A 14709-nucleotide genomic window follows, 5' to 3' on the forward strand; every position below is an offset into this window, starting at 1 on the left:
TTCCGCGTTATCCGCCCCCGTGGCAAGACATTTTCTGCCTAACAGCAGTAACAGGAGCATTTATGAAGCGCGATGTGGTCATTGTTTTAGATTGCGGCGCAACTAATATCCGGGCGATCGCAGTCGATCCTCAAGGTGTGGTGGTGGCGAAAGCTGTGATGCCGAACCACAGCCAACCCGATCCGGCTAATCCGCAATGGCAGTTGTGGCCGCTCGATGGCATCTTGCACAGTTTCGCTCAGTGTTGCCGCCAATTACTGCCACAGATTCATCAGGATAAGATCCATGGCATGACTGTTACTACCTTCGGCGTAGACGGTGCATTGGTGGATGCCAACGGCAAAATGCTGTACCCCATTATCAGTTGGAAATGCCCACGTACCGTGGCGGTGATGGAGAGTATCTCCCGCTATATGTCTGCAGAAAAGTTACAACAAATATCCGGTATCGGTCAGTTCAGTTTTAACACCTTATACAAGTTGATTTGGCTACAGGAAAATCGACCCGATTTAGTTGAACAAGCCCATGCCTGGCTGTTTATTTCATCTTTAATCAACCATCGCCTCACCGGGGAATTTACCACCGACCGCACCATGGCTGGCACCAGCCAACTGTTGGATGTCAAACGTGAGCAATTCAGCAGCACGATTTTACAAAAGATCGGTATTCACGCTGATTTATTCCCACCGATGGTGGCCGCCGGTGAAATCATTGGTCAGCTACTGCCAGATATCGCCGCTGAGTTAGGGTTACCCGCGGGTTTGCCGGTAATATCAGCCGGTCACGATACTCAGTTTGCACTATTTGGTTCGGGTGCTGATTTGGATCAACCGGTACTGTCATCCGGTACCTGGGAAATCCTGATGGTTCGGACCCCAAAAGTGAATACGACACTATTGCCACAATTTGCCGGTTCCACTTGTGAACTTGATAGCTGCCCAAGGTTGTTTAACCCAGGTTTGCAATGGCTAGCTTCAGGGGTACTGGAATGGGTGCGGCAGTTGTATTGGCATAACGAAGCCAGTGCCGAGGTCTACCAGCAAATGATTAGTGAAGCTGAGGCTATCGTACCTGGGGCAAACGGCATACGTATGAATTGCAACCTACTGGGCAGTGCTCAGCATCATCAATCGGGCGGCTGGCAAGGGGTCTCGCTGGCGGCGCGGCGCGGGCATTTTTACCGTTCTGCGTTGGAAAGCCTTACCTGGCAGTTAAAAAGCAATCTGTCATTACTCGAAGAGATTGGTGAATTCCGTACCCGCGAACTGCTGCTGGTTGGTGGTGGTAGCCGTAATACCTTGTGGAACCAGATCAAAGCCGATGTGCTCAATCTGCCCATCAAAGTAATTGATGAAGCTGAAACCACGGTTCTGGGGGCGGCGTTGTTTGTCTGGAGTGGCACTGGCTATTACCGCAGTGCTGAACAAGCGCGGGAGCAGGTCAATTACCGCTATCAATACTATCAGCCAGGCGAGCAACAACCGCTTTATCAGGCACTGAGCGACAGCCCATATCCCATTACTGAAGGAGCCATTCATGCTTAAAACCATTTCGCCATTACTGTCACCACAACTGCTAAAAACGCTGGCAGAGATGGGGCACGGTGATGAAATAATCTTTTCGGATGCCCATTTCCCAGCGCACGCGATTGGAAAAAACGGTGGCCCGTTGGTGATTCATGCCGATGGTTTATCTGTTAGCGCATTGCTAGCGGCCACTATTCCGTTATTTGAACTGGACAGCTACGCACCACCATTGGTAATGATGGCCGCGGTGGCAGGCGACACCCTTGATGCCGCGGTTGAAAAACGCTATTTACATGCCCTGTTTGGTAGCCAGGAAGCGTTGCCAGTGGAACGTATTGATCGTTTTGCGTTTTATCAGCGCGCTCAGCAAGCCTATGCCATCGTCATCACCGGAGAGACCGCCAAATACGGTAATATTCTATTAAAGAAGGGGGTGACGCCTGTTTTTTAAACCCGTGATCACGTAACCTCATCCCTTTAGCCATGTACTCTTTGTTGGTATTAACCGATGTGTTGGTATTAACCAATATATTAATATCAATCAATGTATACATGGCTTTGCTGACGGAGAGGATCATGAAAGCATCTCGTCACCAGAAAATCCTGCAACATATCAAACAGCATGAAACGCTGACAACCGCAGATCTGGCTCAGTTACTTGAGGTCAGCCAAGAGACCATTCGCCGTGACTTGAACGAGTTACAGGCGCAAGGGCTGATCATCCGCCAGCACGGGCGCGCCAAAAGCATTAAGCGTGCCACCAAAGACAGCGGCGATCCTTTCACCACCCGGCTAAAAAGTCACCTATCCAGCAAAGCCAGCATTGCCGACCATGCCCTGTCACTGATTGACAGTGGCATGGTGATCGCATTGGATGCCAGTTCCACCTGCTGGTATTTAGCCAAAAAGCTGCCCGATATCGATATAACGGTGTTTACCAATAGTGTACGGATTTGCCAGGAATTGGTGAAACACCAAAATATTGAGTTGATCAGTGCCGGTGGTCGCTTACAACGTAAATATGCCTGCTACGTTAATCCCGCACTCTTTTCACTGCTAAAAACCATCGAAATTGATCTGTTTATTTTCTCGTGCGAAGGTATTGATGCCGACGGCACCTTATGGGATTCAAACCCGTTTAATGCCGAATTCAAGACCATGCTGTTAAAACGGGCCACGCAATCCATCTTACTGATCGACAAAAGTAAAATGTGCCGAACGGGAGAGGTAAAAATCGGGACGCTGGATGATGTAGAACAGGTCATCTCCAATGTCGATGCAGAGTAACTGATGGCGCAGACTTGCTCTACGCCACTAAGCTGCCATTCACCTTACTGACCGTAATAGGCTTTTGCGCCATGCTTGCGCAGATAGTGTTTATCCAACAATGTTTGCTGCATATTAGCCACCGCAGGCCGAAGTTGATGAGTAAACAGGTTCATATAAGCAATTTCTTCCAGCACTACCGCGTTATGCACCGCACTGGCCGCATTGCTACCCCAGGCAAACGGGCCATGACCATTGACCAAAACCGCCGGTATTTCCCCCGCACTTAACGCCTGATGGGCAAAGGTTTCGACAATGACATTGCCGGTTTCATACTCATAGTCGCCAGCAATTTCGGCATCAGTCATAAGGCGGGTGCATGGGATGGGGCCATAGAAATAATCAGCATGAGTGGTGCCTAATGCTGAGAGCGACTTACCCGCCTGCGCCCAAATGGTGGCATGGCGAGAATGGGTGTGGACAATACCACCTATTTCGGGAAAGGCCCGGTATAGCACCAGATGGGTATCGGTATCGGAAGACGGTTTTTTATTTCCCTCCACCACCTTACCGCTTGCCAAATCCACCACCACCATGTCATTCACACTCATGGCCTCGTATTCAACACCAGAGGGCTTAATTACCACCAACCCGAGCTCACGATCAATACCGCTGACATTACCCCAGGTAAAAGTCACGAGTTTATATTTTGGTAATGCTAAATTAGCGTCAAAAACCTGTTGTTTTAACTGTTCTAACATGATGCTACCTCATGAAATAATATTCAGTACGGCAATTAACAATCACCAATAACGCACATGATGTCGTTAGATTATTTAATGGCCGTGATTAAACAAGCAACTCGCTATAAATAGCCATCATTGGTAATGAGCTTAATAAATAAGAAAACTGTTAATTAAAAATAACCAACTTAAATCCGTCATTCAAAATCTATTCTTCAGCCCAGGCTTTATCTATCCCCAAAAATAATATCTAGCTGCAAACTAACCTAACTCTATTTATCGCTAAATTAAAGAGGATGAAAGGCGAGTTAATCATCAAACAAAAAGAATCGGTTGAATTCGGTCACAAACGGGCATTATTGTCATGCCCGAATGTGTGTTTTTATTACCAGTATTGACCATTCGTAAGGCAAAGAAGCCCTTAACATGAGGCATGAATCACATTATTTATGATAATTAAATGAATAACATATTAATATATGTGATTCTCACCACACAATCTCAGAGGAAAACACCCCTTAAAGCAATACTTGAATTCAGTCACTGTATAAACAGCAGATAAATACCAATATATCATCATCGTATTTGAAGCCGCAGACGTGCTACCTGCAATACCAACAACTTCAGGTATAGCAGCATGAGTGCTACGGGTGCTTTTTAGCATTAAGCGCTAAGACAATTTTTGAGGTAAATATGTTACAAGCCGAACGCTATAAAATCATCTGTAGCCATGTGCAGCAGCAAGGCTCGGCGCTGGTAACTGAGTTATCGGTATTATGCCAGGTTTCGCAAGAAACTATTCGCCGTGACCTGACGGTGCTGGAAAAAAAGCAAAAACTGATCCGTAGCTTTGGTGGCGCGGTGGCACTGGATGGCCCTGATCTCTCCGTCATTGATATTAAAGAGACCCACTACAGCCTTAATGCTATTGATCGGGCCGAATCCTTCCGTAAACGTACGGAGGAACACCCTGATACTAAAATGAAAATTGCTAAAGCAGCATTACAATTTATCCATCCGGGCGACTGTATTTTACTGGATAACAGTAGCTCTTGCTGGTTTCTGGCACGCCAAATCCCAGACATTGAGATTACCGTCGTCACCAACTCAGTGAAGATTATCCAGGCACTGGCCTGCCGTGACAAAGTGCGCATCATTGGTATTGGCGGTGAGTATTCTGCCCGCCATGATGACTTCCATGGTCCGGTGGCGGAGAATGCTATCCGCAATTTCCAGATCAATACTTTTTTCTTCTCTTGCCAAGGGATTAATCAGGAAAGTGGGGTGCGTGATGGCAACGACATTAACGCCAAGTTAAAACAAGTTATGTTACAAGTCTCGGGCCAAAAAATATTATTGGCCGACTCTAGTAAATTTGACCAGTATGCATTTTGTAAAATATGCATGTTAGATGAAGTCGATATTCTTATTACTAATAGATTAAGTTCGCAAAACTATCGCAGTGACAATCCAAAATTAAATATTATTGAATCAGATAAATAACAAAATTATTCATCGGAATAATAGCGTCAACACCAGTGAAACAGTCACACAATAAGAATAAGCCAAGCTGCTTTGTTTTCTCTCTTTATATATACAAAGCAGGACGTCTTGATGCTTTCTAAAATTGTTCTTTCAGAGGATTTAATAATGAAAAAGTTAATCTTACCCTGCTTAATAACCACATTAATTGCTTCCCATGCCGCTTGGGCGGATGACAGTAAAGTGCCACAAAAAGCCAATAAACCATTCACTATGGGGGTAGTGGTTAAAGTGGGGGGTATTCCTTGGTTCAATGTGATGGAACAGGGTATTAAAGCAGAAGGTCAGGCTCTCGGCGTCAATGCCTGGCAAGTCGGGCCAACCACCGCAGACCCCGCCGAGCAAGTTCGTGCTATTGAAGACTTGATTGCCAAAAAAGTCGATGTGATTGGTGTGGTGCCAAATGATGCCAAAGTGCTGGAGCCAGTACTGAAACGGGCGCAGGAAGCAGGCATTAAAGTCATTACTCACGAATCACCAGGCCAAATCAATGCCGACTGGGACTTTGAGCTATTAGACACCCAAAGCATGGGCGCTAACCATATGAAAGATATGGCGCAATGCATGGGTGAGGAAGGCAAATATGCCATGTTTGTCGGTAGTTTGACTGTGCCACTGGTGAATGAGTGGGCCGATGCCGCGATTGCTTATCAAAAAGCACATTATCCAAAAATGCTCCTGGTTGAAGACCGTTTCGGCGTTGCTGAGTCGGTGGATGACTCCATGCGTACCGCCAATGACTTGCTCTCTAAACATAAAGATCTAAAAGGTATTATGTCCTTCGGTTCACAAGGTCCGATTGGCGCTGGCCGCGCGATTGATAAACGTAAGAAAAACGACACCACCTGCGTATTCGGTACCTTTACTCCGGGTCAAGGTATCAAGCTGTTAGAGAAAGGTGCGATTGATGGCGGTTATATTTCCAATCCAATGGTGGCCGGTAAGGTATTCGTGCAGGTAGCCACCGCCATGATGAACGGCGAGCCAATTAAAGACGGCGTCAAACTGGGCGATATGGGTGAAATCAAAACCAAGGGGAATACCATCCTCAGTGATAACCCGGAAAAACTGGATGTAGAAAACACCAAGCGTCTGGTCAAACTTGGTCTGTAAACACAATCCAAACTAAAAAACAGCGCCGGGCACTGCTCGGTGCTTATTTCGGCCCGCAGCATTGAGGCCGTTTTCCGGGGAACAGCACTATGACTAATATTTCTGATGCTGATAAAGGAGTGCCGCTTATCACGCTAAAAGAGCTATCAAAAAGCTTTGGCGGACATCAGGCACTCAAAAATATCACTCTGACGTTGAATAAAGGTGAAGTGCACTGTTTAGCTGGGGCCAATGGCTGTGGCAAAAGTACGCTGATAAAAACCATCAGTGGTGTGTATGCCCCTGATGACGGTAGTGAAATTATTATCGACGATAAATCGTACCCGCGTTTAACCCCTGATCGCGCTCGCGATTTGGGGGTGCAGGTTATCTATCAAGACTTGTCGCTGTTCCCTAACCTGACGGTGGCGGAAAACATTGCTTTCGAATACAACCTGAAAGGTTACTTCGGTTGGTTTAGCAAAACCAAACTCAAACAGAAAGCTTGCCAGGTTTTACAAGAATTGGCCTTTACCATCGACCCCGATGCGCTGGTACAAAACTTACCTATTGCTCAACGTCAGCAGGTTGCTATTTGTCGCGCATTGGTTGCTGATGCCCGTTTGGTGATTATGGATGAGCCAACTGCGTCTCTCACCCGAACAGAAGTGAATCAGTTGCTGCGCACGGTGAATTACCTGCGCGACAAGAACATCACCGTGGTGTTTGTCAGCCACCGGTTGGATGAAGTGAAAGAGATTTCGGACCGAATTACCGTCATTCGTGATGGCGAGAAAGTGGGAACCTGGCCGGCAAGCACTCTTTCCGTGGGGCGGATTACCGAGCTGATGACCGGTTTAACCATTACCCATGAGCAGAAATTACCGAATGCCGAACTGGGCAAAGTGGTATTGCAGTTAGATAAGCTCAGCCGCAAAGGGCAGTTTGAGAATATTTCCTTTAGTCTGCATCGCGGTGAGGTGCTAGGGCTTTGTGGCTTGCTCGGGGCCGGGCGCACAGAACTGGCGTTGAGTCTATTTGGCATCACCCACCCTGATAGCGGCGAGATTGCTATTGATGGCAAACCGGTTCACATCAAAGATAATACCCGCGCCATCGAGCTGGGGATTGGTTACGTCTCTGAAGACCGCCTGACACTCGGCGCCGTGCTACCGCAATCGGTCGCCGACAACATGATGCTGTCAATATTGCAACGTATTCGCACCCCGCTCTACCTACTTGATGAAACGAAAAAAGCGGCGCTGGTGCAGGAATGGGTAAAAGATTTAGACATTAAAGTCACCAACCCCGATAACCCACTGTCAACATTATCCGGCGGTAATCAGCAAAAAGTGGTGCTGGCCAAATGGATTCTGACCAAACCGAAAGTACTGATTCTTGACTCCCCTACCGTGGGCGTCGATATCGGTGCGAAAGACAGTATTTACAAGCTAATTCACCGCCTATCAGGTGTCGGTATTTCGGTACTGCTTATCTCCGACGAAGTGCCAGAAGCCTATTACAACTGTGATCGCATCCTGCATATGAAACAGGGGCGCATCGTCAATGAATTGATCCCGAATCAAATGACTGAGCAACAGCTTGCGGAGGCCATCAATGCCTAATATCAGCAGACTCAAACCGCAATCCGTTGAAGGGTGGCTAGCCTGGGTTATCGTCATTATGCTGGCCCTGTTCTCCCTGCTTAGCAGTGAGTTTCTGTCCATTCAAAACCTGCTGGATCTGACGGAAAGCTATGCCGTCACCGGCGTCTTTGCCCTCGGGCTTTTTGTAGTACTGGTGACCGGCGGTATCGATATTTCCTTTGCTGCCGTGGCCTCGGTGGTGCAATACGTGGTGGCATCACTGCTACTCAATGACGTGATTGCCAGCCCGCTATTGTGCCTGGTTATCGCTATCTCCATCGGCGTGTTGCTCGGTTTCGTTAATGCGATACTGATTTACTATCTAAATATCGTTTCCATCATTATCACCATCAGTATGCAATCGGTACTGTTTGGCATCCTGATGTGGATAACCAACGGCCACAGTATTTATGACTTGCCGGACTGGTGGATAACCCAGCGATCCATTCTGCCCTTTAGCGTTGATGGCGAGAGTTACCAAATTGGCTTGCCGCTGGTCATTATGCTCGCTATTGCCCTACTCACCTGGCTGCTACTGAATAAAACTCATATTGGTCGTCAATTATATGCCGTCGGCGGTAGCCCTGAATCCGCGCGCCGTATCGGTATTCGCGTGTCACTGCTTTATCTGTTCGCCTATGGCTATTTAGGGGCAACGGCAGCAATCGGTGGCATGTTGCAGACCTACCGAATGAGTGAGGTGGTACCAAGTGCACTGGTGGGCGGCGAGTTGGATGTTCTGGCCGCAGCCGTGTTAGGGGGTGCCAGTTTGTCTGGTGGGCGCGGCTCGGTGGTTGGCACACTGATGGGCGTCTTCCTCATTGGTATTCTGAAAAATGGCCTCAACCTGATCGGCGTTTCCAGTTACTTCGTCAACATTGTGATTGGCGTGGTGATCGTCGCCGCCATTTGCGTCACCCATTACAAGAAACGCAAAGAAACTGATGTTGGCTTTGTCTGACAGGGGCTTTTTATGAAAAAGAACACGTTTTTCCATATCGACGGCACCATCTCCGGTTTACTGAGTATTTGCTGTCTGGCAACACTGGCTTTCAGTCTGGCTATGCCCGGTCACTTCTTTACCACGAACACCTTTTTGAGCATCGCTTTCCAATTGCCGGAGTTAGGGCTGCTGACCTTTGCCATGTTTGTGCCGATGCTCAGCGGCGGGCTAAATCTGTCCATCATCGGCACAGCTAACCTCACCGGCCTGTTTATGGCCTGGTTGCTTATTCAATATGTTCCGGCGGATGCCAGCACCGCGACACAATTGATGTGGCTGGTGATTGCCCTGTTGGGGGCGGCGCTGATTGCCGTCATTATCGGCACGCTAACCGGGCTGATGATCGCTCGCATCGGCGCGCACCCGATTCTGGTGACATTGGGCAGCATGACCATTATTAGCGGGATCGGTGTTTATCTGACCAAAGGGGCCGCACTCAGTGGTATGCCGCCCATTGTGCGCAGCATGGGATCAGAGGTGGTGATGGGCATCCCTATCCCGATGATTATTTTTGTCGTCGCCTCACTGCTGTTGGCACTGATATTAGGTAAAACACGGCTAGGTAAAACTATCTATATGTGCGGCAGTAATATCAACGCCACCTGGTTCAGTGGTATCCGTACTGACCGCGTGATGATTGCTATCTACTCCATCTCCAGCCTGTTATGTGTGTTAGCCGGCCTGATTATGATGTCGCGTTTTAACTCAGCACGCATGGGATATGGCGACTCTTATCTGTTACTGACCGTGTTGGCTATCGTGCTGGGTGGGACCAATCCCTTCGGCGGAGTAGGGAAAGTTAGCCATGTGTTTTGTGCGCTACTGGTATTGCAGGTCATCGCCACCGGCCTGAGCCTACTGGGTGTCAGCCTGCACTTCAATCTGGCGGTTTGGGGGATCACGCTTATCTTCGCGCTGGCCTTTAAGTTCTTCAAAGAGAAATGGAAAGCCAAACGTGCCATGAAAAATAACCGATTGAAAAATTTCAGTAAGATGGCCATAGGGAAAACAGAATAATGCGAATTCACCCATTAGGAATCTATGAAAAAGCACTGCCTGTGGGCACCAGTTGGGTTGAAAAGCTGGCGGTAGCAAAGTCCTGCGGTTTCGACTTTGTCGAGATGTCGGTTGATGAAAGCGACGAGCGGCTGGCCCGGTTAAATTGGAGCCGCGAGGAGCGCATGGCAGTTATTAGCGCTATCCAGCAAACCGGGGTGAGAATTCCAACACTGTGCCTGTCGGCACATCGCCGCTATCCCTTTGGCAGCCGTGATGCTGCCACCCGTGAGCAAGCACACACTATCATGTTGCAAGCCATCCGGCTGGCGCAAGATCTGGGTATTCGCACCATTCAACTGGCGGGTTATGACGTTTATTACGAGCCACAAGACAGCGAAACCATCCGCCGTTTTGAACAAGGTATGGCATGGGCAGCACAGCAGGCAGCGGCGGCACAAGTGATGTGTGCGGTAGAGATCATGGACACACAGTTTATGAATTCCATCAGCAAGTGGAAGGCGTTGGACCGCAAAATTGGCTCGCCGTGGTTTACCGTGTATCCCGACATTGGCAACCTCACCGCCTGGGGCAATGAAGTGGATACTGAACTGGCAAGTGGCATTGACCGAATTGCGGCTATCCATCTGAAAGATACTTTTGCCGTCACCACAGATTGCCCTGGTCAGTTTCGTGATGTGCCCTTCGGTGAAGGCTGTGTCGACTTTGTTAGTCTGTTTAAAACCCTGCGGCGTCTGAACTATCGCGGCACCTTTCTGATTGAAATGTGGACCGAGAAATCAGCCGAACCGTTGCTAGACATCATCCATGCCCGCCACTGGATTGAAGACAAAATGCGGCTGGCTGGTTGGGGTAACGATACCTTACCGGCTGCATGCTAAGGAGCCATAATGAGCCACTATTTTCTCGGCATTGACCTTGGCGGCACGGTAACCAAGGCCGGGATTTATACCGCCGAAGGGTGCGAAATTGCGGTTACAGAGCAGGCTTTGCCGGTGCTTAGCCCACAGGTAGGGTTTTGTGAGCGCAATATGGAAGCACTATGGGCGGCGACTTGCCAGGTTATCCGCCAGACCCTCAATAATGCGCAGGCGGTGGCTGGTGTGGCGGCCGAGCAAATTCACGGCATCAGCTTCTCTGCTCACGGTAAAGGATTGTATTTGGTAGATAAACAGGGCCAACCGGTGCGCCATGGCATTGTTTCTTCCGATTCCCGCGCGCAAACTTTGGTTAGCCGCTGGCAAAAAGAAGGCAAAGCAAACCAAGCTTATGCACTCAGCCTACAACAACTGTGGCCATCCCATCCGGCAGCCCTACTGCGTTGGCTTAAAGAGAACGAACCGGAAAACTATCACCGCAGCGGTTATGTGTTAATGGCACATGACTATATCAGCTATCGCCTGACAGGCGAGTTCACCATTGAAGAGACTAATATCTCTGGCAGTAATCTTTATAACCAATACAGCGGCAATTTTGATCCGCAACTGATGAAGATATTCGCCATTGAGGAAGTCGCCGAGAAAACCGCACCGATTATTGGCTCTGCGGATCTGGCAGGCTATGTCAGTCAACAGGCGGCACAGGCCTGTGGCTTAAGACCCGGTATTGCGGTATACGGTGGTATGTTTGATGTAGTCGGTGCGGCGTTAACCTCCGGCTTGCATGATAGCCACCAGCTCAGTGCTGTGGCAGGAACCTGGTCAATAGCTACCCGGGTATTCGAAGGCGTACAGCCATCTGACTACCCTTATGTGTGGGGGAAATATTGCATCCCCGGTACCTACTTTGTTCACGAAGGCAGCCCAACCTCCGCCAGTAATCTGGCGTGGTTTGTACAGCAATTCCTACCAGATTTGCCCGACAGCTATCAAACACTCAATCAATGGGCTGAGTTGGGTTATGCGAAGTCGGAAGATTTGCTGTTTTTCCCGTGGCTATACGGCTCCAATTACAGTGCCAATCTTAGCGGCGGTCTGTTAGGGCTGAGCGGGCACCATACTCGCCAGGATATTGTTTACGCGATTTATCAGGGGATTGTTTTTTCGCATCTGTTGCATCAGGACCAGATTCTGGCGCTGGGCGATAACACCGACTGCATCCGTTTCAGCGGCGGCCCCACTCACTCGGCCATCTGGATGCAAATGTTTTGTGATGCCAGTAATTTGCCATTAGAAATTGTCGATATTCAGCAATCCGGTTGCCGGGCTGCGGCCCTGTGTGCGGCAGTGGGAAGCGGCTATTATCGCGGTTTTGAGGACGCCATCACTGCCAGCCCGCCGCCTATCACTCGCCTGCTACCCAATGCTGAAAAACACCAGATATTGAGAGCGCGTTTTGACAAGTTTAAGTGCATTGCCGAGGCGTTAAGCAGAGTCATGTAGTTGCATCACAGGCAGAATTTAGTGAAAAACACAATAACATCATCAAGTTATAGCCAAAATAATTGGAGTTACAGGTAGGCAGCAAGAAAGCGAATCCCGATGAGCTGACATAAGTCAGTGATTCGGGTGAGTGAACGTAGCTAACACTCCGGCAGTTTCAAGTATGAAGGATATAATAGTGTCCCACCATCATCCTGCCAGAACCACCGATAAGTGCGGAAAATGAGATCCACCCTTTATAAAGAGGGTGGAGCCGTCGCCTCGCACTGACAATCTATAGTAAAATTCTTGTTAAAGTCATACTAAAAAATATCGGCTTGGTTCTTCTATCGATTACTAACGATTGTTTCTGTTATCGAACGCTTTCGCTAACTGATGTTGAATGTGAGAAAAATATGTCAAACAAACCGTTCCACTATCAGGATCCCTTCCCGTTAAAGGAAGATGATACTGAGTATTACCTTGTCAGTAATAATCACGTCTCGGTTACCCAGTTTGAAGGCCACGACATGCTAAAAGTCGAGCCAGAAGCCCTGACCCTCCTCGCCCAACACGCTTTCCACGACGCCTCATTCCTGCTACGCCCCGCTCACCAAAAGCAAGTTGCCGCTATTTTGGATGACCCAGAAGCGAGCGAAAATGACAAATATGTTGCTCTGCAATTCCTGCGTAATTCGGAAATTTCCGCCAAAGGGATTTTACCGACCTGTCAGGATACCGGCACCGCAATTATCGTCGGCAAAAAAGGCCAACGTGTTTGGACCGGTGGCAATGACGCAGAAGCCCTGTCACGCGGCGTGTATAACACCTTTATTGAAGATAACCTGCGCTACTCGCAAAACGCGGCGCTGGATATGTACCAAGAAGTGAACACCGGCACCAACCTGCCAGCACAAATTGACCTGTACAGCACTGAAGGCGAGGACTACAAATTCCTGTTCGTCACCAAAGGTGGTGGCTCAGCCAACAAGACCTATCTGTATCAGGAAACCAAGGCGCTGCTGTCTCCGGGCAAGCTGAAAGAGTATCTGGTCGAGAAAATGCGCACCTTGGGTACCGCGGCCTGCCCGCCATACCATATCGCCTTTGTGATTGGTGGGACGTCGGCTGAAAGTACCCTCAAGACCGTCAAATTAGCCTCAACCAAATATTATGATGGTCTGCCGACTGAAGGGAATGAGCACGGGCAAGCTTTCCGTGATACCGCGCTGGAACAAGAGCTACTGGAAGCGGCACAGGACTTAGGTTTAGGCGCGCAGTTCGGCGGCAAATACTTTGCTCATGATGTGCGGGTGGTGCGTTTGCCGCGTCATGGTGCATCCTGCCCTGTCGGGATGGGGGTCTCCTGCTCTGCCGACCGTAATATTAAAGGCAAGATTAACCGCAAAGGGATTTGGCTGGAAAGGCTAGAGCAAAACCCAGGGAAATATATTCCTGAGCATTTGCGCCAGAGCACCGAAGGCAAAGTGGTTAAAATCGACCTTAACCGCCCAATGGCCGATATCTTAAAAGAGCTGTCTCAGTATCCGGTATCAACCCGCCTGTCACTGAGTGGGACGATTATTGTTGGCCGTGATATTGCCCATGCAAAATTAAAAGAACGGTTGGATAACGGTGAAGGTTTGCCGCAATACATTAAAGATCATCCGATCTACTACGCCGGGCCGGCCAAAACGCCAGAAGGTTATGCATCAGGCTCCCTCGGGCCAACCACCGCGGGCCGCATGGATTCCTACGTGGACCTCCTGCAATCCCACGGCGGCAGCATGATCATGCTGGCAAAAGGCAACCGTAGCCAGCAAGTGACCGATGCCTGTCACAAACACGGCGGCTTCTATTTGGGCAGCATTGGCGGCCCAGCCGCAGTATTGGCACAAAACAGCATTAAGAGTCTGGAGTGTGTGGAATATCCTGAACTGGGTATGGAAGCCATCTGGAAAATTGAAGTGGAAGACTTCCCAGCCTTTATCTTGGTAGATGATAAAGGTAATGATTTCTTCCAACAGATCCAGGCATCAAGATGTAACCGCTGCGGTTAACATTAAAATCCAACCTCGGTGGTTTCGCCGGGGTTGGATTTATTACAAATAAAAAGTTTACAAATAAAAAATTTACAGATAAAAAGCAGATAAAATTTCGAATAGTTTTTAAGCACCCCACTGGTGCAATTTATTAACCTCCGCCATTCTCTTCACTATGCTCTACATGGATAATCTCGCCATTTTGCTTTTCATCATCCACAGTTAGCGCCCCCCACCAGCCCCAAACGAATGAACCATTTACGTGCAACGTAAAGCCCTGATTTAGTGCAACGAATTTCAATTTTACTATTTGATTTTTATTGGAAATTCTTCGTTGACAATAACTCTGATTACTTTTTATAGTGACCCTGACTTCTCCGCAAGAACGCCAACGTTGTCGGCTTGTGGTTATGGCAATAGAGCCCTCGCAATGTCATCTGACTTTGCCGGGCTTTTTTTTTGGCTTTTTTTC

12 protein-coding genes are annotated in these 14709 nt (G+C 48.7%); 11 read left to right on the top strand and 1 reads right to left on the bottom strand.

Features of this window, described 5'->3' with window-relative positions; all coding sequences use genetic code 11:
- The first annotated feature begins 62 nt into the window (after positions 1-62).
- From A6J66_012160 to A6J66_012170, 3 genes are all read left to right on the top strand, one after another.
- Positions 63-1544 carry an L-fuculokinase gene (locus A6J66_012160; protein ID PNM24869.1) on the top strand — a complete coding sequence of 494 codons (1482 nt, stop codon included), beginning with the start codon at positions 63-65 and terminating at the stop codon, positions 1542-1544.
- Complete coding sequence (locus A6J66_012165) at positions 1537-1977, top strand: L-fucose mutarotase (protein ID PNM24870.1); 441 nt, start codon at positions 1537-1539, stop codon at positions 1975-1977. The genes A6J66_012160 and A6J66_012165 overlap by 8 nt, the downstream gene beginning before the upstream one ends.
- Before the next feature lie 125 nt (positions 1978-2102).
- Positions 2103-2813 carry an HTH domain-containing protein gene (locus A6J66_012170; GenBank protein ID PNM24871.1) on the top strand — a complete coding sequence of 237 codons (711 nt, stop codon included), beginning with the start codon at positions 2103-2105 and terminating at the stop codon, positions 2811-2813.
- A 44-nt stretch (positions 2814-2857) separates the two neighbouring features.
- Here A6J66_012170 and A6J66_012175 read toward each other — a convergent pair whose 3' ends face one another.
- A complete protein-coding gene (locus A6J66_012175) occupies positions 2858-3553 on the bottom strand; it encodes an L-ribulose-5-phosphate 4-epimerase (protein ID PNM24872.1) in 696 nt (231 codons plus the stop codon).
- Between the two features lie 675 nt (positions 3554-4228).
- On the opposite strand from A6J66_012175, the gene A6J66_012180 reads away from it, so the two are divergent.
- From A6J66_012180 to A6J66_012215, 8 genes are all read left to right on the top strand, one after another.
- On the top strand, positions 4229-5038 hold the full coding sequence (locus A6J66_012180; protein ID PNM24873.1) for a DeoR/GlpR transcriptional regulator: 810 nt from the start codon (positions 4229-4231) through the stop codon (positions 5036-5038).
- A gap of 147 nt (positions 5039-5185) precedes the next feature.
- Positions 5186-6190, top strand: a complete 1005-nt coding sequence (locus A6J66_012185) for an autoinducer 2 ABC transporter substrate-binding protein (protein ID PNM24874.1) — start codon at positions 5186-5188, stop codon at positions 6188-6190.
- An 89-nt stretch (positions 6191-6279) separates the two neighbouring features.
- Positions 6280-7794, top strand: coding sequence for a sugar ABC transporter ATP-binding protein (locus tag A6J66_012190; GenBank protein ID PNM24875.1), 1515 nt, complete (start codon positions 6280-6282; stop codon positions 7792-7794).
- Positions 7787-8776, top strand: a complete 990-nt coding sequence (locus tag A6J66_012195; GenBank protein ID PNM24876.1) for an ABC transporter permease — start codon at positions 7787-7789, stop codon at positions 8774-8776. The genes A6J66_012190 and A6J66_012195 overlap by 8 nt, the downstream gene beginning before the upstream one ends.
- A gap of 12 nt (positions 8777-8788) precedes the next feature.
- Positions 8789-9835 (top strand): ABC transporter permease, encoded by a 1047-nt coding sequence (locus tag A6J66_012200; protein ID PNM24877.1) that lies wholly within the window; start codon positions 8789-8791, stop codon positions 9833-9835.
- Positions 9835-10716: an L-ribulose-5-phosphate 3-epimerase gene (locus tag A6J66_012205; protein ID PNM24878.1), complete on the top strand. Its 882-nt coding sequence runs from the start codon at positions 9835-9837 to the stop codon at positions 10714-10716. The genes A6J66_012200 and A6J66_012205 overlap by 1 nt, the downstream gene beginning before the upstream one ends.
- 9 nt (positions 10717-10725) lie before the next feature.
- Positions 10726-12216, top strand: a complete 1491-nt coding sequence (locus tag A6J66_012210; protein PNM24879.1) for a carbohydrate kinase — start codon at positions 10726-10728, stop codon at positions 12214-12216.
- A 395-nt stretch (positions 12217-12611) separates the two neighbouring features.
- A complete protein-coding gene (locus A6J66_012215) occupies positions 12612-14255 on the top strand; it encodes a fumarate hydratase (GenBank protein PNM24880.1) in 1644 nt (547 codons plus the stop codon).
- Positions 14256-14709: the final 454 nt, after the last annotated feature.

The organism is Yersinia enterocolitica (assembly GCA_002082245.2).
GTDB lineage: Bacteria > Pseudomonadota > Gammaproteobacteria > Enterobacterales > Enterobacteriaceae > Yersinia > Yersinia enterocolitica_E.